At 73.8% G+C, this 18,050-nt stretch carries 21 protein-coding genes; 10 read left to right on the top strand and 11 right to left on the bottom strand.

Annotation, left to right across the window (positions count from 1 at the left end):
- Nucleotides 1-29 precede the first annotated feature (29 nt).
- Together KCH_RS17800 and KCH_RS17795 are read right to left on the bottom strand one after the other, a co-directional pair.
- Nucleotides 30-719 (bottom strand): LytR C-terminal domain-containing protein, encoded by a 690-nt coding sequence (locus KCH_RS17800; protein WP_035864177.1) that lies wholly within the window; start codon nucleotides 717-719, stop codon nucleotides 30-32.
- A gap of 205 nt (nucleotides 720-924) precedes the next feature.
- Nucleotides 925-1,221, bottom strand: a complete 297-nt coding sequence (locus KCH_RS17795; protein ID WP_014136828.1) for a type II toxin-antitoxin system VapB family antitoxin — start codon at nucleotides 1,219-1,221, stop codon at nucleotides 925-927.
- Between the two features lie 134 nt (nucleotides 1,222-1,355).
- Between KCH_RS17795 and KCH_RS17790 the strand changes: the two genes are divergently transcribed.
- The gene (locus KCH_RS17790) at nucleotides 1,356-2,921 is read left to right on the top strand and encodes a helicase HerA-like domain-containing protein (RefSeq protein WP_035864175.1); all 1,566 of its coding nucleotides are present in this window, start codon (nucleotides 1,356-1,358) and stop codon (nucleotides 2,919-2,921) included.
- Nucleotides 2,922-2,931: 10 nt separating this feature from the next.
- Here the strand turns inward: KCH_RS17790 and KCH_RS17785 are convergent, their stop codons facing one another.
- A complete protein-coding gene (locus tag KCH_RS17785) occupies nucleotides 2,932-4,095 on the bottom strand; it encodes a glycoside hydrolase family protein (RefSeq protein ID WP_035864173.1) in 1,164 nt (387 codons plus the stop codon).
- 93 nt (nucleotides 4,096-4,188) lie between these two features.
- Between KCH_RS17785 and KCH_RS17780 the strand changes: the two genes are divergently transcribed.
- Nucleotides 4,189-5,025: an alpha/beta hydrolase gene (locus KCH_RS17780; protein ID WP_035864171.1), complete on the top strand. Its 837-nt coding sequence runs from the start codon at nucleotides 4,189-4,191 to the stop codon at nucleotides 5,023-5,025.
- A gap of 50 nt (nucleotides 5,026-5,075) precedes the next feature.
- Nucleotides 5,076-5,597: a YbhB/YbcL family Raf kinase inhibitor-like protein gene (locus KCH_RS17775; protein WP_035864169.1), complete on the top strand. Its 522-nt coding sequence runs from the start codon at nucleotides 5,076-5,078 to the stop codon at nucleotides 5,595-5,597.
- 7 nt (nucleotides 5,598-5,604) lie between these two features.
- Here KCH_RS17775 and KCH_RS17770 read toward each other — a convergent pair whose 3' ends face one another.
- Both KCH_RS17770 and KCH_RS17765 read right to left on the bottom strand, forming a co-directional pair.
- Complete coding sequence (locus tag KCH_RS17770; protein WP_035864166.1) at nucleotides 5,605-6,099, bottom strand: FBP domain-containing protein; 495 nt, start codon at nucleotides 6,097-6,099, stop codon at nucleotides 5,605-5,607.
- 54 nt (nucleotides 6,100-6,153) lie between these two features.
- Nucleotides 6,154-6,735, bottom strand: coding sequence for an HhH-GPD-type base excision DNA repair protein (locus KCH_RS17765; RefSeq protein WP_035864164.1), 582 nt, complete (start codon nucleotides 6,733-6,735; stop codon nucleotides 6,154-6,156).
- Nucleotides 6,736-6,830: 95 nt separating this feature from the next.
- Between KCH_RS17765 and KCH_RS17760 the strand changes: the two genes are divergently transcribed.
- Both KCH_RS17760 and KCH_RS17755 read left to right on the top strand, forming a co-directional pair.
- Nucleotides 6,831-7,340: a SixA phosphatase family protein gene (locus KCH_RS17760; RefSeq protein WP_035864162.1), complete on the top strand. Its 510-nt coding sequence runs from the start codon at nucleotides 6,831-6,833 to the stop codon at nucleotides 7,338-7,340.
- A gap of 26 nt (nucleotides 7,341-7,366) precedes the next feature.
- Entirely contained in the window at nucleotides 7,367-7,966 is a 600-nt protein-coding gene (locus tag KCH_RS17755) for a hypothetical protein (RefSeq protein WP_035864160.1), read from the top strand.
- Here KCH_RS17755 and KCH_RS17750 read toward each other — a convergent pair.
- The 3 genes from KCH_RS17750 to KCH_RS37390 form a co-directional block, all read right to left on the bottom strand.
- Entirely contained in the window at nucleotides 7,954-8,952 is a 999-nt protein-coding gene (locus KCH_RS17750) for a hypothetical protein (protein WP_035864158.1), read from the bottom strand. The genes KCH_RS17755 and KCH_RS17750 overlap by 13 nt on opposite strands.
- 193 nt (nucleotides 8,953-9,145) lie before the next feature.
- The gene (locus KCH_RS17745) at nucleotides 9,146-10,162 is read right to left on the bottom strand and encodes a TolB-like translocation protein (RefSeq protein ID WP_035864154.1); all 1,017 of its coding nucleotides are present in this window, start codon (nucleotides 10,160-10,162) and stop codon (nucleotides 9,146-9,148) included.
- A 214-nt stretch (nucleotides 10,163-10,376) separates the two neighbouring features.
- Entirely contained in the window at nucleotides 10,377-11,465 is a 1,089-nt protein-coding gene (locus tag KCH_RS37390; protein WP_051653174.1) for a TolB-like translocation protein, read from the bottom strand.
- A 304-nt stretch (nucleotides 11,466-11,769) separates the two neighbouring features.
- On the opposite strand from KCH_RS37390, the gene KCH_RS17735 reads away from it, so the two are divergent.
- Entirely contained in the window at nucleotides 11,770-12,570 is an 801-nt protein-coding gene (locus KCH_RS17735) for a VOC family protein (protein WP_035864152.1), read from the top strand.
- Between the two features lie 4 nt (nucleotides 12,571-12,574).
- The gene (locus KCH_RS17730) at nucleotides 12,575-13,096 is read left to right on the top strand and encodes a DinB family protein (protein WP_035864151.1); all 522 of its coding nucleotides are present in this window, start codon (nucleotides 12,575-12,577) and stop codon (nucleotides 13,094-13,096) included.
- A gap of 17 nt (nucleotides 13,097-13,113) precedes the next feature.
- Here the strand turns inward: KCH_RS17730 and KCH_RS17725 are convergent, their stop codons facing one another.
- Nucleotides 13,114-14,121: an NADP-dependent oxidoreductase gene (locus KCH_RS17725; protein WP_157032090.1), complete on the bottom strand. Its 1,008-nt coding sequence runs from the start codon at nucleotides 14,119-14,121 to the stop codon at nucleotides 13,114-13,116.
- 104 nt (nucleotides 14,122-14,225) lie between these two features.
- Here KCH_RS17725 and KCH_RS17720 point away from each other — a divergent pair, with 104 nt between their 5' ends.
- The gene (locus KCH_RS17720; RefSeq protein ID WP_035864150.1) at nucleotides 14,226-14,798 is read left to right on the top strand and encodes a TetR/AcrR family transcriptional regulator; all 573 of its coding nucleotides are present in this window, start codon (nucleotides 14,226-14,228) and stop codon (nucleotides 14,796-14,798) included.
- A gap of 27 nt (nucleotides 14,799-14,825) precedes the next feature.
- Here the strand turns inward: KCH_RS17720 and KCH_RS17715 are convergent, their stop codons facing one another.
- A complete protein-coding gene (locus KCH_RS17715; RefSeq protein WP_084223704.1) occupies nucleotides 14,826-15,206 on the bottom strand; it encodes a MerR family transcriptional regulator in 381 nt (126 codons plus the stop codon).
- Nucleotides 15,203-16,189 (bottom strand): helix-turn-helix transcriptional regulator, encoded by a 987-nt coding sequence (locus KCH_RS17710; RefSeq protein WP_035864146.1) that lies wholly within the window; start codon nucleotides 16,187-16,189, stop codon nucleotides 15,203-15,205. The genes KCH_RS17715 and KCH_RS17710 overlap by 4 nt, the downstream gene beginning before the upstream one ends.
- 142 nt (nucleotides 16,190-16,331) lie before the next feature.
- Between KCH_RS17710 and KCH_RS17705 the strand changes: the two genes are divergently transcribed.
- Both KCH_RS17705 and KCH_RS17700 read left to right on the top strand, forming a co-directional pair.
- On the top strand, nucleotides 16,332-16,901 hold the full coding sequence (locus tag KCH_RS17705; RefSeq protein ID WP_035864142.1) for a DinB family protein: 570 nt from the start codon (nucleotides 16,332-16,334) through the stop codon (nucleotides 16,899-16,901).
- 226 nt (nucleotides 16,902-17,127) lie between these two features.
- The gene (locus KCH_RS17700) at nucleotides 17,128-18,042 is read left to right on the top strand and encodes a sigma-70 family RNA polymerase sigma factor (RefSeq protein ID WP_035864139.1); all 915 of its coding nucleotides are present in this window, start codon (nucleotides 17,128-17,130) and stop codon (nucleotides 18,040-18,042) included.
- The last annotated feature ends 8 nt before the right edge of the window (nucleotides 18,043-18,050 follow it).

Here is an 18,050-nt window from a genome sequence, read left to right as displayed (position 1 = left end):
TCTTTCCGTCGTTCGTGCGGGCGGGCCGCTCAGCAGTGGCCGGGCTCCGGGCTGGGCGACGGCTTGGTGAGCTCGGCCAGCGCGGCGGCGGCCTGGGTCGGGTCGGCCAGCGCGGTGAAGGCGTCGCCGATGACGAAGTCCACGGAGCCGTCGGTGCGGGCGTCCTCGGAGCTGGTGGCGGACGCCACCTGGGAGACCAGCAGGGTGGCCGCGCCCAGCCCGCCCGGACCGCTCAGCACCTGCGCGGTGCCCGGGACCTTCTTGTCCAGCGCGGACGGCGCGTTGCCGACCGTGCCCACCTGGAAGCCGCGCTTGCGCAGCTCGTCGGCGGTGTGGGCGGCCAGGCCGCTCTTGCCGGTGGCGTTGAGCACGTTCACCGTCACGGCGGCCGGCTGCGGCACGGCCGTGTTGCGCGCGGCCGCCGCGGGCCCGCCCGCGGCGGGGGAGCCGGCGGCCGCGGGGGACGCGGAGCCCTCCGGCGCGGCCAGCGGCTTGCCGGACGGGGTGGCACAGGCCTGCGCGGCGGCGTGGTTGTCCTTGCCGGTGAACACCCCGTAGAGCTGGACCCCGCCGACCGAGACCAGGCCGAGGGCGAGGACGCCGCCGACGGCGACGGCGACCTTGCGGCCGCGGCGCGACGGGCGCCCGAGGCGGGGGTAGCTGTTGCCGGTGATCCGGTACTGCTTCCCCTTCAACCCCCGGGGAGTCAACATGCTCATGATCTGTCTCCCCATAGGTGCCAGGGTGGGGTGCCGGTGACCGCAGCGCGGCCGTGGAAGAGGGCCGCGTGCACCGCGGTAGTCAGCAGACTAATCCGACAACAGCGACACAGGTACTGGATGATCATCATCCGGGGGACGACGGCACTCGAAAGGACGTACCGACACCGACCATCGGTTGCAGCCGACGGCGGATGACGATCCGTCAGTCCATCTCCAGCACGCGGGCGTGCAGGACCTGCCGCTGCTGGAGGGCGGCCCGCACGGCGCGGTGCAGCCCGTCCTCCAGGTACAGGTCTCCGCGCCACTTCACCACGTGGGCGAAGAGGTCCCCGTAGAAGGTGGAGTCCTCCGCGAGGAGGGTCTCCAGGTCCAACTGGCCCTTGGTGGTCACCAACTGGTCGAGCCGCACCGGACGCGGCGCGACGTCCGCCCACTGGCGGGTGCTGGTCCGGCCGTGATCCGGGTACGGCCGCCCGTTACCGATGCGCTTGAAGATCACACGGAAAGCCTACCGTTTGGGGCATGGCGGGCGCAGCAAGCGGGACCAACGGTGCGTTGACCGGGCGCGGGGCAATGCGGGCTATTTCATGGGAAATGTTGTCATTTCACCGTTCAGTCGGGGAGATCCGAGACATGACCGCTGACACCGAACCCGCCGCCCTGCCCGAACCGGTCGCCCGGATCGCCGCCGGATACGCCTTCACCGGACCGGCCCTCGACCTCGGCGCGGTCCTCCAGGACGGCACCGCCTACCCCGCCGCGCAGGTGCGCATCCCGCTGGGCGTGCTGAACCGGCACGGGCTGGTCGCCGGGGCGACCGGCACCGGGAAGACCAAGACCCTCCAGCTGATCGCCGAACAGCTCTCCGCCGCCGGGGTGCCGGTCTTCCTCGCCGACATCAAGGGCGACGTGTCCGGGATCGCCGCGCCCGGCCGGGGCGGCGAGAAGCTCACCGCGCGGGCCGCCGAGGTCGGGCAGGACTGGACGGCGGCCGGCTGCCCGGCCGAGTTCCTCTCGCTCGGCGGCCAGGGCGCCGGCACCCCCGTGCGGGCCACCGTCACCAGCTTCGGGCCGCTGCTGCTGGCCAAGGTGCTGGAGCTGAACGAGACCCAGGAGGCCTCGCTCTCGCTGGTGTTCTCCTACGCGGACCGGCACGGCCTGGAGCTGTACGACCTGAAGGACCTGAGCGCCGTCATCTCCTTCCTCACCTCGCCGGAGGGCAAGGAGGAGCTGAAGGGCATCGGCGGGCTGTCCGCCGCCACCGCCGGGGTGATCCTGCGCTCGCTGACCCTGCTGGAGAACCAGGGCGCCGCGGCGTTCTTCGGCGAGCCCGAGTTCGACACCTCCGACCTGCTGCGCACCGCGGACGACGGGCGCGGCCTGGTGTCGGTGCTCGAACTCCCGGCGGTGCAGGACCGGCCGCGACTGTTCTCCACCTTCCTGATGTGGCTGCTCGCCGACCTGTACCAGCACCTGCCGGAGGTCGGCGACCTCGACCGGCCGAAGCTGGTGTTCTTCTTCGACGAGGCGCACCTGCTGTTCAAGGGCGCCTCGAAGGCCTTCCAGGAGGCGATCACCCAGACCGTCCGGCTGATCCGCTCCAAGGGCGTCGGCATCTTCTTCGTCACCCAGACCCCGAAGGACGTCCCCGCGGACGTGCTGGCGCAGCTCGGCAACCGGGTCCAGCACGCGCTGCGGGCGTACACGCCGGACGACGCGAAGGCGCTGAAGGCGACGGTGTCGACCTTCCCCCGCTCCGAGTACGACCTGGCGGCCGTGCTCACCGGGCTGGGCACCGGGGAGGCGGTGGTGACGGTGCTCTCGGAGAAGGGCGCGCCGACGCCGGTCGCGGCGACCCGGCTGCGGGCACCGCGGTCGTTGATGGGGCCGCTGCCGGAGGGGGAACTGGCGGCGGCGGTGGGGGCTTCGGGGCTGAACGCGAAGTACCGGGACGCGGTCGACCGGGAGTCCGCCTACGAGAAGCTCGCGGCCGCACGGCCGGAGCCGCCCGCCCCCGCTCCCGCTCCGGCTCCCGCGCCCGAGCCGGAGAAGCCGCAGCGGAGGGAGAAGGAGGAGGACGGGATGCTGGGGTCGTTGCTGAACAGCGCGGCGTTGAAGTCGTTCGCGCGGTCGGCGGGGACGCAGTTGGGGCGGGAGATCAGCCGGAGCCTGTTCGGGACGGCGAAGCGGCGGCGTTGAGCTCGTCCGGTCAGCGCAGCGCAGCGCCGATGCGGTCGAGGGAGCTGAGCCGCATGAGGCCGTAGTTGTAGAACTCGACCTCGGGGACGCCGAGTTCGCGGAGGGTGGTGATCTTGGCGGCGAGGTTGGCGGGGCCGTCGCAGTCGGAGGACATGGGGCGCAGGATGACGGCCATGTTCTCGGGGCGGACGCCGTGCAGGGCGAAGGCGGCGACCTTCTCGCGGACCTCCTCGGGGGTCTTCGCGTAGCCGAGGGTCTCGATCCGGTGGGCGGCGGTGGCGAGGGCGGGGAGGTCGATGCCGGAGAGCCAGCCGGTGCCGGGGCCGCCGCCGTCCATGAAGGTGAGGCGCATGCCGTGGGCGGCGGCGGTGGCGGCGAGTTCGGCGGTGAGGGTGGTGACGGTGCGGGCGGCGGCGTCGAGGTAGGCGGCGAGGGCGCCGCCGGCGAGCTGGTCGAGGGGGGCGGGGGCGAGGGCGCGGGTCTCGTCGGCGAGGCGGGCGCGCAGTTCGGCGCGGACGGTGTCGCGGACGTGTTCGGCGGGGACGCCCGCGGCGGTGGCGGCGGCCAGGCAGTACGGGCAGAAGCAGACGGAGAGCAGCGCCTCGGTGACGGGGCCGAGCTGTTCGAAGTAGCGCTCGTGGTGGTAGCCGTGGGCCAGGCCGTGGAAGTGCAGGGACTCGGCGCGGATCGCGTCGACGCCGTAGCGGGCGAGTTCCTCGACCAGGGTGTGGCAGTACTCGCGGACCTCGGGGTTGGCGGGGCAGAGCTCGGTGAGGTGGCGGTCGCCGAAGGCGTTCGCGGGGGCGCAGTCGGGGTGGACGAAGCCGAGCCGGTCGTTGTGGCAGAAGACCGTCCAGGCGTGGAGCTTGAGGCCGCGGCGGCGGGTCTCCTCGGCGGCCTCGGCGAACGGGTCGCGGGTGCCGATGGCGGTGGAGGGGAGCGGGGTGAGGCGGCGGCCGGACCAGCGGGCGGGGTCGGGACGGAAGTAGGCGGCGCCGGGTTCGAGGTAGCGCAGCACGCGGTGCGGGTTGTGCGGGAAGACGTCGCGGGCCTCGTGGTAGACGGAGGCGAGCGTGACACCGCCGACTCCGGCCCGGTCGGTAAGGTTGCCGAAGAAGGTGTCGGCCCCTTCGTCGAGCAGGTCGGTGGCGAAGGCGAGGACGGACGTCTCCACGGGGCAACTCCGGAGAAGGAAGTACGGGGAGTGACCACGCTAACCGCGGCTTCCCGTATTGGTCTATACCTGGTTGGGTGAGGGAGCGGCGTGATGGCGGTCTACCGGGGCTTCGACCAGCGGGAACTCGATCGGGAGTACTCGCCGAGCAGCCGGGTGGAGGATTTCGACGCGGAGCTCGCCGCGTACGCCCGGGAGAGCGGGCGGGCCTACCGGGAGCTGCCCGGGCAGCGGGAGCTGCGGTACGGGGCGCACGGGCCGGAACTGATCGACTTCTTCCCGGCCGGGCCGGGCGCGCCGCTGCACGTCTTCGTGCACGGCGGCTTCTGGCAGGAGCTCGGCAAGGAGGACTCGGTCTTCCCCGCGCTGGACTTCGTGGCCCGGGGCACCGCGTACGCCGCCGTGGGCTACGGGCTGGCGCCCGGGTGGACGGTGGAGCAGATCGCCGGGCAGGTCACCGAGGCGGTGGTGTGGCTGGTCGAGCACGCCGCCGAGCTGGGCGTGGACCCCGAGCGGATCGTGCTGAGCGGCAGCTCGGCGGGCGCGCACCTGGCCGCCACCGCGCTGCTGGACGGGCGGCTGAAGGGGCGGATCGCCGGGGCGGCGCTGCTCAGCGGGGTGTACGACCTGGAGCCGGTGGCGCTGAGCTACGTCAACCAGCCGCTCGGGCTGGACGAGGAGCGGGCCCGCCGGCTCAGCCCGCTGTTCGCCGACCTTGCGGGGCTGCCGCCGCTGGTGATGGCACTGGGCGAGTACGAGACCGACGAGTTCGCCCGCCAGCAGGCGGAGTTCGCGCACGCGGCCCGGGACGCCGGGGTGGCGGTGCGGGAACTGCTGATCGGCGGCCGCAACCACTTCGACCTGGTCTTCGACCTGGGCCGGACCGACACGGTGCTCGGCGCGGCCGTCGAGGCGCTGGGCCGCGGCTGACGCTCCGTAGACTGCCCGGCGTACCCCATCCGCCCTGTGAGAGGACACCGATGACCGGTCGCATCCCGCTCCCGTACGACTTCCTGCCGCCGGTGGCGAGGTTCCAGCTGCGCAGCGACGACCTGGTGGACGGCGCGACCATGCCGGACGCGCACGTGCACGCGGCGGGGAACGAGTCGCCGCAGCTGTCCTGGTCCGGGTTCCCGGCGGGCACCCGGTCGTTCGCGGTGACCTGCTACGACCCCGACGCGCCGACCGCGGCCGGCTGGTGGCACTGGCTGGCCGTCGACCTGCCGGCCACCACCACCGAACTGCCGCGCGGCGCCGGGTCGGACGACGGCGGGCTGCCCGGCGGGGCGTTCCACGTCCGCACCGACTTCCCCGGCCACCGGTACGACGGCGCGGCCCCGCCGCCCGGGCCGGCCCACCGGTACGTGTTCGTGGTGCACGCGCTGGACGTGGAGCACCTCGGCGTCGACCGCGACACCCCCGCCGCGCAGGTCGGCTTCCACCTGACCGCGCACGCGCTGGGCCGGGCGCTGCTCACCGTGGAGTACCAGTCCGCTCCGTGACGGGACGTCAGGCCAGGACCTGGCGGAGGAAGGACTCCAGGTTGGCGACCGTCCGGGCGATCTGGTCCTCCAGCGGGAGGGACTCGTTCGGGCGGCTGACCGTGGCCGGGCGGCGGATGCCGCGCACGTACAGCGAGCAGGCCAGGTCGGCGCAGAGGTAGGTGCCGACCGAGTTGCCCTCCCGGCCGCGGGCGCCGGCCCGGGGAGCGGTGAGCAGCGAGACGCCGCTGCCCTGGTGGGCGGTGATGCACACCGAGCAGACGTTGGTGCGGGTCAGGCTGCGCCGGACGTTCGGCGACCGGAGCACCACCCCGACCAGGGCGTCGTCGAGCTCGGCGACCAGGTACGCCCGGTCGGGGGCGCCGAGGTCGCGCCAGCCGAGGAAGTCCAGGTCGTCCCAGCGCTGTTCGGCGAGTTCGCGCGGGACGGGAAGCCGTTTGGCCTCGCCCTTCGAGCAGTTGACGAAGGACGCGCGGATCTCGGGCTCGGTCAGGGCACGCATGCCTTCGACGCTAGCGGGGCGGCGGACGGGTGTCGTCCGATTTTTCCGGCGATGTCAGCCCTTGGCCTTGGCGGCGCGCTTGGCCTCCTGCTTGGTGGCGCGGACCTTCAGCAGCGACTCCGGGCCGGTGATGTCGGCGACCGAGCGGTGGCAGCCCTCCTCGCCGTACGCGCCGGCCGCCTCCCGCCAGCCGGTCGGGCGGACGCCGTACTGCTTGCCGAGCAGGGCGAGGAAGATCTGCGCCTTCTGCACGCCGAAACCGGGCAGCGCCTTCAGCCGGGCCAGCAGGTCCTTGCCGGAGGGGGCGTCGCGCCAGACCGCCTCGGCGTCGCCGTCGTAGTGCTCGACCAGGTAGGCGCACAACTGCTGGACGCGCTTGGCCATCGAGCCGGGGAAGCGGTGCACGGCGGGCTTCTCGGCGAACAGCGCGGCGAAGGCCTCCGGGTCGGCGGCGGCGATGGCGTGCGCGTCCAGGTCGTCGGCGCCCATGCGCTGCGCGATGACCAGCGGGCCGCTGAACGCCTTCTCCATCGGCACCTGCTGGTCCAGCAGCATGCCGGTGAGCGCGGCCAGCGGGCTGCGGCCGAGCAGTGCGTCGGCGTCGTCCTGCTGGGCGAGGTGGACGGTGACAGCCATGGCGGCCTCCAGAGGTCGGGATGCCCATCCTGGCAGCCGCGGTTCGGCGGCGCGTCCCGCAACACACTATTGGTCGGGCGGGCCACACTGGAGCAATGACCCAACAGCGGCGGTTGATCGTGCTGCGGCACGCCAAGGCGGACTGGCCGGACGTTCCGGACGAGCTGCGCCCGCTGGCCGAGCGCGGCCGGGCCGACGCGGCGGCGGCGGGGCGGTGGCTGGCCGCGCACGGGCTGGTGCCGGACCGGGTGCTGTGCTCGACGGCGGTGCGCACCCGGCAGACCTGGGAGTTGGCGGAGCAGGAGCTCGGCGGTGCGCCCGATCTCGTCCTGGAGCCCCGGGCGTACCGCGCCGGGCCGGACGAACTGGTGGGCCTGTTGCGGGAGTTGCCGCCGATGGTGCACACCGCGATGCTGGTCGGGCACCGGCCGGAGGTGCAGGAGCTGGTGCTGGCACTGGCCGGGGGCCGGGAGAGCGAGCCCTTGGAGCGGCTGCGGGAGAAGTTCGCCACCGCCGGGATCGCGGTGCTGGACGTGCCCGGCGAGTGGAGCCAACTCGTTCCGCGTTGTGCCGAGTTGACCGACTATGCGGTGCCGCGCGGCTGAGCCGCGGGGCGTGATAGGCATGGGGCATGCGTTTCGACTCCGTGCCCAAGCCGCCCGCCGTGGCCGTCCGTCCGCGTGACGAGCGCGGCTATCCGGTGCCCGCGATCACGCCGTGGGAGGACGGGCACCCGCAGTTCGGCCTGACCGACTACGAGCGGTCCGCGGCCTGTGCGCGCGAGCGGCTGTGCTCGGTGTGCAACACGCTGATGCCGCGCGGGCCGGTGTGGCGGGTGGTCGGCGGGGAGGAGGCGGCCGCGATCGGCGAGGCGCTGGCGGCCGGCCGGCCGTACCGGAACATGGCGCCGACCATGGAGGCTCCGGGCCACCGGGCGTGCATGCTGTACGCGACGATGGTCTGCCCGTACCTGGGCCGCCCGAACGCCCGGCGGCACCTGACGGCCGATCAGGAGGGCGCCCCGGACGACCTGACCGCGCACGTGGTGCGCGGGGCCGCCCGGGGCGAGCTGGGCGCCGTGGTGGGCTTCGTCGACTACGAGTTCGCGATCACTCCCAGCCGGGTGCTGTTCCGCTTCATCGAGCCGATGGAGTGGCTGCCGCACGACCTGGCGGACCAGCAACTCCCGAATCTCCAGGAGGAGTTGGCCCGGCTGGCTCAGGAGCGGTAGGCGGGCAGCCCGACGGTGTCGGTGATCTTGTCGGGCTTTCCGCCCTTGGCGGGGACGATGTAGATGCCGTCCGGGCCGCGGAACGCGACGGTCTTGCCGTCGTGCGAGATCACCGGCTCGGTGTAGTCGACCGAGGCGTCCGGCGTCAGGTCGGTCTCCTTGCTGCCCTGCTCGGACGCCTTGGCGAAGATGTGGGCGTGGCCGCTGACCGAGCGGACGAACACCACCTCGCCGTCGTCGGAGATCGCCGGCTGCGAACCCTTGGTGATCACGCCGCCGTTGGTCCGGCTGATCACGTCGTGGAAGTAGACCTGTCCGTCGTTCTTGTTGGCGTACACCGTCATGCCCGCCGGGCCGGCCGAGTTCGGCCACTGGTTGCCGGTGTCCGGCAGCGGCTTCTCGGCCTCGGAGTCGCCGACGTGCAGCGGTTCGGGCTTGGCGTTGGCCTTCGCCTCGACCGACAGCAGCTTCAGCGCCTTCTTGTCGTCGGCGGTGAACAGCAGGTAGGTGCCGGCGCCGTGCGGCTCGTCCGGGCCGTAGACCTGCCAGGTCGGGTGGGACCAGGTGGTGCCGGTGGGGGCCTTGGCGATGACGGTCTTGTGGCTGCCGTCGGGGTCGGAGGTCTGCAGGTTGCCGCTGCCGTCGATGAAGGCGGCGTGCTTGCCGTCGGGGGACCAGGCGAGGTCGCGGACGACGGTGCCGAAGTCCACGGACTTGCCGTCCATCAGGACGGTGTTGGTGCCGGTGCTGACGGTCAGCTTGGTGCCCGCGGTCTTGTTCAGCGTGCCGCCGCCCTTGGCGGGCGAGGACTGCCCGGCCGGGCTGCTCGGCTTGTCGGCGGCCGGGCTGTCGGCGGCCTTGCTCGGCGCGGCGGTCCCGGTGTCGCCCTCCGGGTCGCAGGCGGTCAGCAGCAGGGCGGACCCGGTGGTGACCAGGGCCACCAGCAGGGCGGCGGCGGACCGGCGCAGACGGATGCGTTCGCTCATCAAACATTCCCCCATGAACGGATCACTGTGCGGCCGCGACCCGGGCGGTGCCGGGTCGGCGGTGCCAGGCAGATGCCTCGTCAAGATTTTGTCAGCAACCGCCAACAGCCCGGACGGCGGGGGCCGTTCGAGCCGGCGGTGCGTCAGGTCCGGTCCACGGCGGCCGAATGCGCGGACCGGCGCGGTGCGGGCGTCAGGAGCGGAAGGCGGGCAGGCCGACCGTGTCGGTGATCCGCTCCGGCTTCCCGCCCTTGGAGGGGACGGTGTAGATGCCGTCCGGGCCGCGGAAGGCGACGGTCCTGCCGTCGTGCGAGATCACCGGCTCGGTGTAGTCGACCGAGGCGTCCGGGGTGAGGTCGCGCTCCTGGTGGCTGTCGTCGTTGGTGCGCTCGAAGATGTGGTCGTGCCCGCCGACCGAGCGGACGAACACCAGGTCGCCCTCGTCGTCCGCGGCCGGCTGCGAGCCCTTCGTGGTGACGCCGCCCTGCTGCCGCAGGTAGTCGTCCCGGTGGTACACCTGGCCGTCGTCCTTGTTCGCGTAGACGATCGAGCCGTGCGCGCCGGTCGAGCCGGGCCACTGGTTGCCGGTCTGCGGCGGCAGCTTCGGGTGGTCGTCGCTGTACGGGTTCAGGCTGAGCACGGCCGGGGTGCCGCCGGCCTTCGCGGGGACGGACAGCAGGCGCAGCGTGCCCTTGTCGTCGGCGGCGAAGACGATGTTGGTGCGGCCCTTGTCGTACTGGTCGGGGGTGGTGACCTGCCAGGTCGGGTGGGACCAGGTGACGCCGGTGGGGGCCTTGGCGATGACGGTCTTGTGGCTGCCGTCGGGGTCGGAGGTCTGCAGGTTGCCGGCGCCGTCGATGAAGGCGGCGTGCTTGCCGTCGGGGGACCAGGCGAGGTCGCGGACGACGGTGCCGAAGTCCACGGACCTGCCGTCCATCAGGACGGTGCTGGTACCGGTGCTGACGGTCAGTCCGGTGCCGCCGGTCCTGTTCAGGGCGCCGCCGCTCCTGCCGGGCGCGGAGGCGGCCTCGGAGGGCTTGGCGGTGCTGCCGGAGGAGGCGGACGCGGTGGCGGCGGGGGAGCCGGTGGCGCCGGCGGCGCTGTCGGCGCCGTCCGGGTCGCAGGCGGTCAGCAGCAGGGCGGAGCCGGCGGTGACGGCGCTGACCAGGGCGGTGGCGGCGGAACGGCGGAGGCGGGCGCGCGCGGACATGAATGGTTCCCCCTGGAACGGTGGACGGGGCGGGCGGCCCCCCGGGCGATGACTCCAGCCTGGCAGGCGCACGTCCGTACCGGGTGCGTGCGCTGTCACCGCCGTGCAACAGGCCTCCCGGGCGTGCTGCGTGGGCGAACTGACGGCCCGACAGCAGCGCGGCCCGCCCGGCGGGTGCCGGACGGGCTGCGGGGGCCGGTGGTGCGCAGGGGCGTCAGGAGCGGAAGGCGGGCAGGCCGACGGTGTCGGAGACCTTCTGCGGCTTCCCGCCCTCGGTCGGGGCGGTGTAGATGCCGTCCGGGCCGCGGAAGGCGACGGTCCTGCCGTCGTGCGAGATGACCGGCTCGGTGAAGTCCAGGACGGAGCCGGGGGTCAGGTCCTGCTCGTCCGGCTCCACCTGGTTGAGCCGGGAGGCGAAGATGTGGTCGTGCCCGTCGACGGAGCGGACGAACACCAGCTCGCCCTCGTCGGCGGCGGCCGGCTGCGAGCCCTTGAGGACGGGGCCGCCGTTCTGCCGCAGGTAGTCGTCGCGCAGGTAGACCTGGCCGTCGTCCGTGTTGGCGTAGACGATCCGGCCGTGCGCGCCCGACGAGTTCGGCCACAGGTTGCCGGTCGTCGGCGGCAGCTTCGGGTGGTCGTCGCTGTACGGGTTCAGGCTGAGCACGTCCGGGGTGGCACCGGCCCGGGCCGGGAGGCGGAGCAGGCGCAGCGTGCCGTGGTCGTCGGCGGTGAAGATCAGGTTGGTGCGGCCCTTGTCGTACTGGTCGGGGGTGGTGACCTGCCAGGTCGGGTGGGACCAGGTGACGCCGGTGGGGGCCTTGGCGATCAGCACCTTGTGGCTGCCGTCCGGGTCGGAGGTCTGCAGGTTGCCGGCGCCGTCGATGAAGGCGGCGTGCTTGCCGTCGGGGGACCAGGCGAGGTCGCGGACCACGGTGCCGAAGTCGACCACCTTGCCGTCCATCACCACGTACTGGGTGCCGTTGCTGATGGTCAGCCCGGTGCCGGCGGTGAGGTTCACCGCGGCCCTGCTCGGGGCGGCCGGCGCGGAGGCGGAGCCGCTCGGGCGGGCCGGGGAGGACGCGGGCGCGGACGGGGTGGCGGCGGTGCTCGCGGACGCCGAGGGCGAGGCGGAGCCGGGGGCGGACGGGGTGCCGGCGGCGCCGGTCGGCGCGGAGCTCGCGGGCTTCGCGGCGGTCGCCTCGGCCGACGGGTCGCAGGCGGTGAGCAGCAGGGCCGAGCCGGCGGTGATCGCGGAGACGAGGGCGACGGCGGAGGAGCGGCGGAGGCGGGCGCGCACGGACATGGAAGGTTCCCCCCTGGAACGGTGGTCGGTGTGGTCTCGGCCCGGCTCGTGCTCCGCGCTGTCGTTCGGGCGCTGTCGTTCGGGCGATGACCAAAGCTTCGCAGCCGGATGACCTCGATCCGTGCGTGCACTGTCACTGCCGTGCAACAGGCGTCCGACCTGCTGTTCCACGGCTGCTGACGGTGCGTCGGACGGTGGCCGCGCGCGTCGCCGGGCAACTGTCACGGTCGGTGGTTAGCGTGGCAGGCGTACGCGGTTCTGTCCGGGCCCGGCCCGGACCCCCGACAGCGGACGGAGATGCACCATGGCTGCGCAACCCGAAGGCACCCCGGTCTGGGCGGACGCGATGTTCACCGACCTGGAGGGCGCCAAGTCCTTCTACGGCGAGGTGCTGGGCTGGACGTTCGGCGAATCCTCGACCGAGTACGGCGACTACACGCAGGCCTACCGGGACGGGAAGGCGGTGGCGGCGATCGTCCCGCCGATGCCCGGGCAGGGACCGGGCCAGTCCGCCTGGGTGCTCTACCTGGCCTCGGTGGACGTCAACGCCACCGCGGCGCGGATCCGGGAGGCCGGCGGCGCGCTGCTGCTGGAGCCGATGCAGGTCGGCACGTTCGGCTCGATGGCGATCGCCAAGGACCCGGCCGGCGTGGTGTTCGGCATCTGGCAGGGCGGCGACCACGCGGGCTTCGAACTGCGCGACGCGCCCGGCAGCTACGGCTGGGCGGAGGTGTTCACCCGGGACACCGCCGCCGCCAACGCCTTCTTCCCGAAGGTGTTCCCGTACAAGGTGCGGAAGCTGGTGGACGACAACGTCGACTACAGCATCTTCCACCTCGCGGACACACCGGTGCTCGGCTCGATGGGCATGACGCCCCAGGTGCCCGCGGAGGTGTCGTCGTTCATCAGCGTGTACTTCGTGGTGGACGGCTGCGACGCCGCGGCCGAGCGGGTCGCCAAGGCCGGCGGGCAGCTGGTGTTCGGGCCGATCACCACCCCGTTCGGGCGGTTCGCGTCCTTCGTGGACCCGCAGGGCGCGGCGTTCTCGCTGATCGACCCGGCCGCGGCGGAGGGCGAGCCGCCGGCCACGGTGGAGGTGGCCTGAGCCGATGGTCACCCCGCTCCCCGAGCTGACCGGCGAACGCGCCGACCTGCTGGCCGCGTTGGACAAGCACCGCGGCTTCCTGCGCTACACCGTGCGCGGCCTGACGGACAATCAGGCCGCGGAGCACCCCACCGTCAGCGCGCTCACCCTCGGCGGGCTGATCAAGCACGTCGCCGGCGTCGAGGAGCGCTGGATGCGGTTCGCCGTCGGCGGCGCGGAGGCGATGCGCGCCGAGGGCGCGCCCGAGGACGCCGAGGCCTGGGCGAACCAGTTCCGGATGCTGCCCGGCGAGACCCTGGACGTCCTGCTGGAGCGCTACCGGGCGGTCGCCGAGCACACCGACAACCTGGTCGCCACGCTCGACCTGGACGCCGCCCACGCGCTGCCGTCCGCGCCCTGGTTCGAACCCGGCGCGAGCTGGACGGTGCGCCGGGTCCTGCTGCACGTCATCGCGGAGACCTCGCAGCACGCCGGGCACGCCGACATCCTCCGCGAGACCCTGGACGGCCAGCGCACCATGGGCTGAGCCCGTCCGGCCGGGGCTCAGCCGGCGATCCGGAGCACCAACTTGCCCTGCAGGTGGCCCTGTTCGGCGCGGCGGTGGGCGGCGGCGGCCTCGGCGAGCGGGAACACCTCGGCGACGGCGACCCGGACGGCGCCGGAGGCCGCCAGGGTGTCGAGCGCGGCCAGGTCGGCCCCGCTGGAGCGGACCTGCCAGGGGCGGTCCTCGACGGCCAGGCCGAGTTCGGCGGCCCGTTCCGGGCGGTAGTCGCCGAGGAAGACCGGGGCGACCCGGCCGCCGGGGCGCAGGGCGGGGAGCAGCCGGTGGGCGTCCGGGCCGCCGACGGTGTCGAGCAGCAGGTCGACGTCCCGGACGGCGTCCTCGACCCGGGTGGCGGTGTAGTCGACGAACCGGTCGACGCCGAGGCCGCGCAGGAACGGCTCGTGCCGGCCGGAGGCGACCGCGACCACCCGGACGCCGCCGGCCCGGAGCAGCTGCACCGCCAGGTGGCCGACGCCGCCGGCCGCGCCGACGACCAGTGCGGTGCTGCCGGGGGCGGGGCGCAGGCGGGCGAGGTACTGGTGGGCGGTCAGTCCGGCCATCGGCAGGGCCGCGCCGGCGAGGTGGTCGAGCGCGTCGGGCAGCCGGGCCAGGTGGCCGGCCGGGGCGACCGCGTACTCGGCGTAACCCGAGGCCCGGCCGGGGAAGTTGACCAGTCCGTGGACGCGGTCGCCGACCTGCCAGGCCGGCCTGGCGGGGCTCGCCGTCGCGCCCTCGGGCGAGCCGTCCGGGGACGGGCCGAGGGCGGCGACGGTGCCGGAGATGTCGCTGCCGGGGATCAGCGGGAGGGTCAGCCGGGGCCGCAACTCGGCCGGAATCGTGGGGAAGTTGCGCCGGGCGTACCAGTCGGGCGGGTTGACGCCCGCCGCGTGCACCCGGACCAGCACCTCGCCGGGCCCGGGCACCGGGCGCGGCACCCGTTCCCGGACCAGCACCTCCGGGTCGCCGAAGGCGTGCATGCGCACCGCCCACATCGTCGTGTCGTCCACCGAGTCTCCCCTCCACAGGCCGGACGGCGCTCCCGTAGAATGCGGAGCGCTGCTCCGGAAAGTTAAACGGAGCGCTGCTCCGAATGTCAACGACGGGAATCGCCATGGCCGTTGAGCCGACCGCGCGGGCGCCGCGCGCGGACGCCCTGCGCAACCGGGACCGACTGCTGGAGACCGCCGCCGAGGTGGTCGCCGAACAGGGCGCGCAGGCCTCGCTGCGCGACGTCGCCCGCCGGGCCGGGGTCGGACTCGGCACGCTCTACCGGCACTTCCCGAACCGGGAAGCGCTGCTGGAGGCCCTGCTCGGCCGACGCTTCGGCCAACTGGCCGAGCGCGCTCAAGAGTTGGCGGGCGGTGGCGATCCGGATGCGGCGCTGACCGGGTGGCTGCGGGAGTTCTGCCAGGGCGCCGGCGCCTACCAGGGCCTGCCCGAGACGCTGATGGCCACGCTGCGCGACCCGGCCTCGCCGCTGCACGCCAGCTGCACGGCGATGCGGGAGGCCGGGGCCGGCCTGCTGGCCGCCGCGCAGCGGGCCGGACGGATCCGGCCGGACGTCACCGGCACCGACCTGTTCGCGCTGGCGAACGCCGTCAGCTGGATCGCCGACCAGGCGCCCTCGCTCGCCGGGCGGCGCGAGCACCTGTTCCGGCTGGTGATGGACGGACTGCGGGTCTGACCGGGAATCAGGCTGTACGTCGGGGCGTCAGTCGGCCGCCAGCACGCTGCGGTAGTAGTCGATCTTGTCGCGCAGGTGGGCGCGCTGGCGCTCCAGCAGGGCGATCCGGTCGTTGACCGCGGTGTCGTGCTTCTCCAGCAGGGCGATCCGGTCGAGCAGGCTCTCCGGGCCCTCGGCGCGGGCGAGTTCGGCGTAGCGGCGCATGTCGGCGATGGGCATGCCGGTGTCGCGCAGGCAGCGCAGGATGCCCAGCCAGACCAGGTCGTCCGGGGTGAAGCGGCGGTGGCCGCTGGTGGCGCGGGTGATGGCGGTGAGCAGGCCGATGCGCTCGTAGTAGCGCAGGGTGTCCAGGGTGAAGCCCGAACGTTCGGCGGCCTCGGCGGGGGTGAGCAGCTGCTGAGTCGTCACGACGCCGATTCTGCCCGCTGGTTGGGCGCGGTGCAGCGGCTGAACCGCTCACCCCAGGTGGCCAGCAGGGCGGCGAGTTCGGGCGGGGAGACGATCCGGAAGTCGGCTTCCAGCGAACCGAAGGCCATCGCGGGCCAGTCCAGCGAGTCGGAGTTCATCAGCACCCGGGTGCGGTCCGCGTCGACCTCCTCGATCTCCGCCCAGGCGCCGATCCGCTGCCGGACCGTCGCGGCGGGCGCGTCGACCAGCACCTCGACCCGGTACTGCCGGGACGGGCCGGACAGTCCGGCCCGGACGAACTCGGCGGCGTCCTCGGCCGGCAGGGTGCGCGGCAGGAAGCGGGCACCGGTCGGCACGGGGGAGGAGAGGCGGTCCAGCCGGAAGGTCCGCCAGTCCTGCCGGGTGAGGTCGTACGCCACCAGGTACCAGCGGCGGCCGAGCCGGACCAGGTGGTGCGGCTCGGTGTGGCGCTCGCCGGCCCGGCCGTCCGCGGTGCCGTACTGGAAGCGCAGCCGCTCGGTGTCGCGGCAGGCCAGCGCGACGGCGGTGAGGACGTCCGGGTCGATCCGGGGCCCGGAGTCGGCCCGCCAGCTCGCGGGCACGGTCACGGTGCGCAGCGCGTCCACCCGGCGGCGCAGCCGGGCCGGCATCACCTGCACCACCTTGGCCAGCGCCCGCACCGACGCCTCGGCGATGCCCTCCACCGCACCGTCGGCCGCCGCCTGCAGGCCGACGGCCAGGGCGACCGCCTCCTCGTCGTCGATCACCAGCGGGGGCAGCGCGGCGCCCGCGGCGAGCTGGTAGCCGCCGTCCACGCCGCGCCGCGCCTCGACCGGGTAGCCGAGCTCGCGCAGCCGGTCGACGTCGCGCCGCAGGGTGCGGGCGGAGACGCCGAGCCGCCCGGAGAGCTCCTCGCCGGGCCAGAAGCGGTGGGACTGGAGCAGGGTGAGCAGCCGCAGGGTGCGGGCACTGGTGTCGGCCATGAATCCGATCCTCCTCCCATTGCGGCCGGAAACTGGCCGCAATGGTCCCTAGTGTGGAACACGAGCGAGGAGGACGACCGCGAAGCGGTGAAGAACTCCTCTGCGAAGCACCGCAGTTGACGCACCCTGGAGAGGCGAGACGATGACCGAGACCACCGAGACCCCCGTCGGCCAGTACCCCGGCTCCCTCACGGACGACCGGCTCAGCGGCGAGCAGGCCGACCTGCTGGCGACGCTGCGCGCGGCCCGGCACTTCCTGCGGCTGACCGCCCGCGACCTGGACGACGAGCAGGCCGGGCGCCGCACCACCGTCAGCGAGCTGTGCATCGGCGGCCTGATCAAGCACGTCACCTCGGTGGAGCGGACCTGGGCCGCGTTCATCGAACTCGGCCCGGCCGCGCTGCCGGACTTCAACAGCTTCACCGAGGCCGACTACCAGCAGCGCGCCGACGAGTTCCGGCTGCTCCCCGGCGAGACCCTGGCCGGCGTCCTCGCCGCGTACGAGGCGGTGGCCACCGCCACCGACGAGCTGATCGCCGGCCTCACCGACCTGAACGCGAGCCACCCGCTGCCGCCGGCCCCGTGGTTCAACCGCAACGAGAGCTGGTCCGCCCGCCGCACCCTGATCCACATCGTCGCCGAGACCAACCAGCACGCCGGCCACGCCGACATCATCCGGGAGTCCCTGGACGGGGCGAAGAGCATGGGCTGACGCCCGACAAGCGCCGAGGGGCGCCGAGGGGCCCGCACGACCGACGGACGGTCGGTCGTGCGGGCCCCTCGGTGCTGTCGGGCCCTCGGCGTTCGCGCGGTCGTTCGTGCGGGCGGGCGGTCGTGCGGGCGGGCGGGCCCGCGGCGTTCGCGGAGAATTTCCGGCGACCGTGTCACACCCGGTGCGCGCTGCCACTCTCGGGATGCAGCCGTGAGAGGAGAACGCGATGACCGACCACCCGCCCCCCGCACCACCGGACAAGGCGACGGAGGTGTTCACCCGCCACCGGGAGCTGCTGTTCTCGATGGTCTACAACCTGCTGGGCACCGTCGCCGACACCGAGGACGTGCTGCAGGAGACCTGGTTGGCCTGGTCCGGCCGGTACCGCTCCACCGACGCCGGGCCGGTCGTCCACCCGCGGGCCTACCTGGTGCGCACCGCCGTCAACACCGCGCTCGCCCGGCGCGCGGAGATCAGCCGGCGGCGGGAGAGCTACTTCGGACCCTGGCTGCCCGAACCACTGGTCGCCGCCGCCGAGTTGGAGGAGACCGGCGAACGGGCCGAGGCGGTGTCGATCGCCCTGCTGGTGGTGCTGGAGACCCTCACCCCGCTGGAGCGGGCCGTGTTCGTGCTGCACGAGGTGTTCGGCTACAGCCACCCGGAGACCGCCGGGATCCTCGGCCGCAGCCCCGCCGCCGTCCGCCAACTCGCCCACCGCGCCCGCGAACACGTCCAGGCCCGCCGCCCGCGCTTCCGCGCCGACCCGGCCGTGCGCCGCCAGGTCACCGAGCGCTTCACCACCGCCGTCGGCGGCGGCGACCTCGACGCGCTGCTGCACCTGCTCGCCCCCGAGGTCACCCTGTGGGCGGACGGCGGCGGCAAGGCCGCCGCGGCGGGCTCCCGCACCGTGCACGGGCGCGACAAGGTCGCCCGGCTGCTGGTCGGCAACGCCGCCCGCGCCCCGCACGACCTGCGGGTGCGGTGGGCCACCGCCAACGGCGACCCGTCGGCCGTCCTGCTCGTCGGCGGCGCGCCGTTCGCCGTGCTGGTCCTCGACCTGGCGCCGGACGGCGAGCAGGTCACCGCCATCTACTTCGTCACCAACCCGGACAAGCTCGCCCGGGCCGGAGCCGTGGCGTGAGGTCAACT

This window comes from Kitasatospora cheerisanensis KCTC 2395 (assembly GCF_000696185.1).
GTDB lineage: Bacteria > Actinomycetota > Actinomycetes > Streptomycetales > Streptomycetaceae > Kitasatospora > Kitasatospora cheerisanensis.
Note: the sequence above shows the minus strand (reverse complement) of the source record. Positions and strands in the feature narration are given on the sequence as shown.

What these genes read in the sequence shown, in the direction of transcription:
- KCH_RS17800 (WP_035864177.1), bottom strand. Translation starts at nt 719, where the DNA reads ATGAGCATGTTGACTCCCCGGGGGTTGAAGGGGAAGCAGTACCGGATC.
- KCH_RS17790 (WP_035864175.1), top strand. Translation starts at nt 1,356, where the DNA reads ATGACCGCTGACACCGAACCCGCCGCCCTGCCCGAACCGGTCGCCCGG.
- KCH_RS17780 (WP_035864171.1), top strand. Translation starts at nt 4,189, where the DNA reads ATGGCGGTCTACCGGGGCTTCGACCAGCGGGAACTCGATCGGGAGTAC.
- KCH_RS17775 (WP_035864169.1), top strand. Translation starts at nt 5,076, where the DNA reads ATGACCGGTCGCATCCCGCTCCCGTACGACTTCCTGCCGCCGGTGGCG.
- KCH_RS17770 (WP_035864166.1), bottom strand. Translation starts at nt 6,099, where the DNA reads ATGCGTGCCCTGACCGAGCCCGAGATCCGCGCGTCCTTCGTCAACTGC.
- KCH_RS17765 (WP_035864164.1), bottom strand. Translation starts at nt 6,735, where the DNA reads ATGGCTGTCACCGTCCACCTCGCCCAGCAGGACGACGCCGACGCACTG.
- KCH_RS17760 (WP_035864162.1), top strand. Translation starts at nt 6,831, where the DNA reads ATGACCCAACAGCGGCGGTTGATCGTGCTGCGGCACGCCAAGGCGGAC.
- KCH_RS17755 (WP_035864160.1), top strand. Translation starts at nt 7,367, where the DNA reads ATGCGTTTCGACTCCGTGCCCAAGCCGCCCGCCGTGGCCGTCCGTCCG.
- KCH_RS17750 (WP_035864158.1), bottom strand. Translation starts at nt 8,952, where the DNA reads ATGAGCGAACGCATCCGTCTGCGCCGGTCCGCCGCCGCCCTGCTGGTG.
- KCH_RS17745 (WP_035864154.1), bottom strand. Translation starts at nt 10,162, where the DNA reads ATGTCCGCGCGCGCCCGCCTCCGCCGTTCCGCCGCCACCGCCCTGGTC.
- KCH_RS37390 (WP_051653174.1), bottom strand. Translation starts at nt 11,465, where the DNA reads ATGTCCGTGCGCGCCCGCCTCCGCCGCTCCTCCGCCGTCGCCCTCGTC.
- KCH_RS17735 (WP_035864152.1), top strand. Translation starts at nt 11,770, where the DNA reads ATGGCTGCGCAACCCGAAGGCACCCCGGTCTGGGCGGACGCGATGTTC.
- KCH_RS17730 (WP_035864151.1), top strand. Translation starts at nt 12,575, where the DNA reads ATGGTCACCCCGCTCCCCGAGCTGACCGGCGAACGCGCCGACCTGCTG.
- KCH_RS17720 (WP_035864150.1), top strand. Translation starts at nt 14,226, where the DNA reads ATGGCCGTTGAGCCGACCGCGCGGGCGCCGCGCGCGGACGCCCTGCGC.
- KCH_RS17710 (WP_035864146.1), bottom strand. Translation starts at nt 16,189, where the DNA reads ATGGCCGACACCAGTGCCCGCACCCTGCGGCTGCTCACCCTGCTCCAG.
- KCH_RS17705 (WP_035864142.1), top strand. Translation starts at nt 16,332, where the DNA reads ATGACCGAGACCACCGAGACCCCCGTCGGCCAGTACCCCGGCTCCCTC.
- KCH_RS17700 (WP_035864139.1), top strand. Translation starts at nt 17,128, where the DNA reads ATGACCGACCACCCGCCCCCCGCACCACCGGACAAGGCGACGGAGGTG.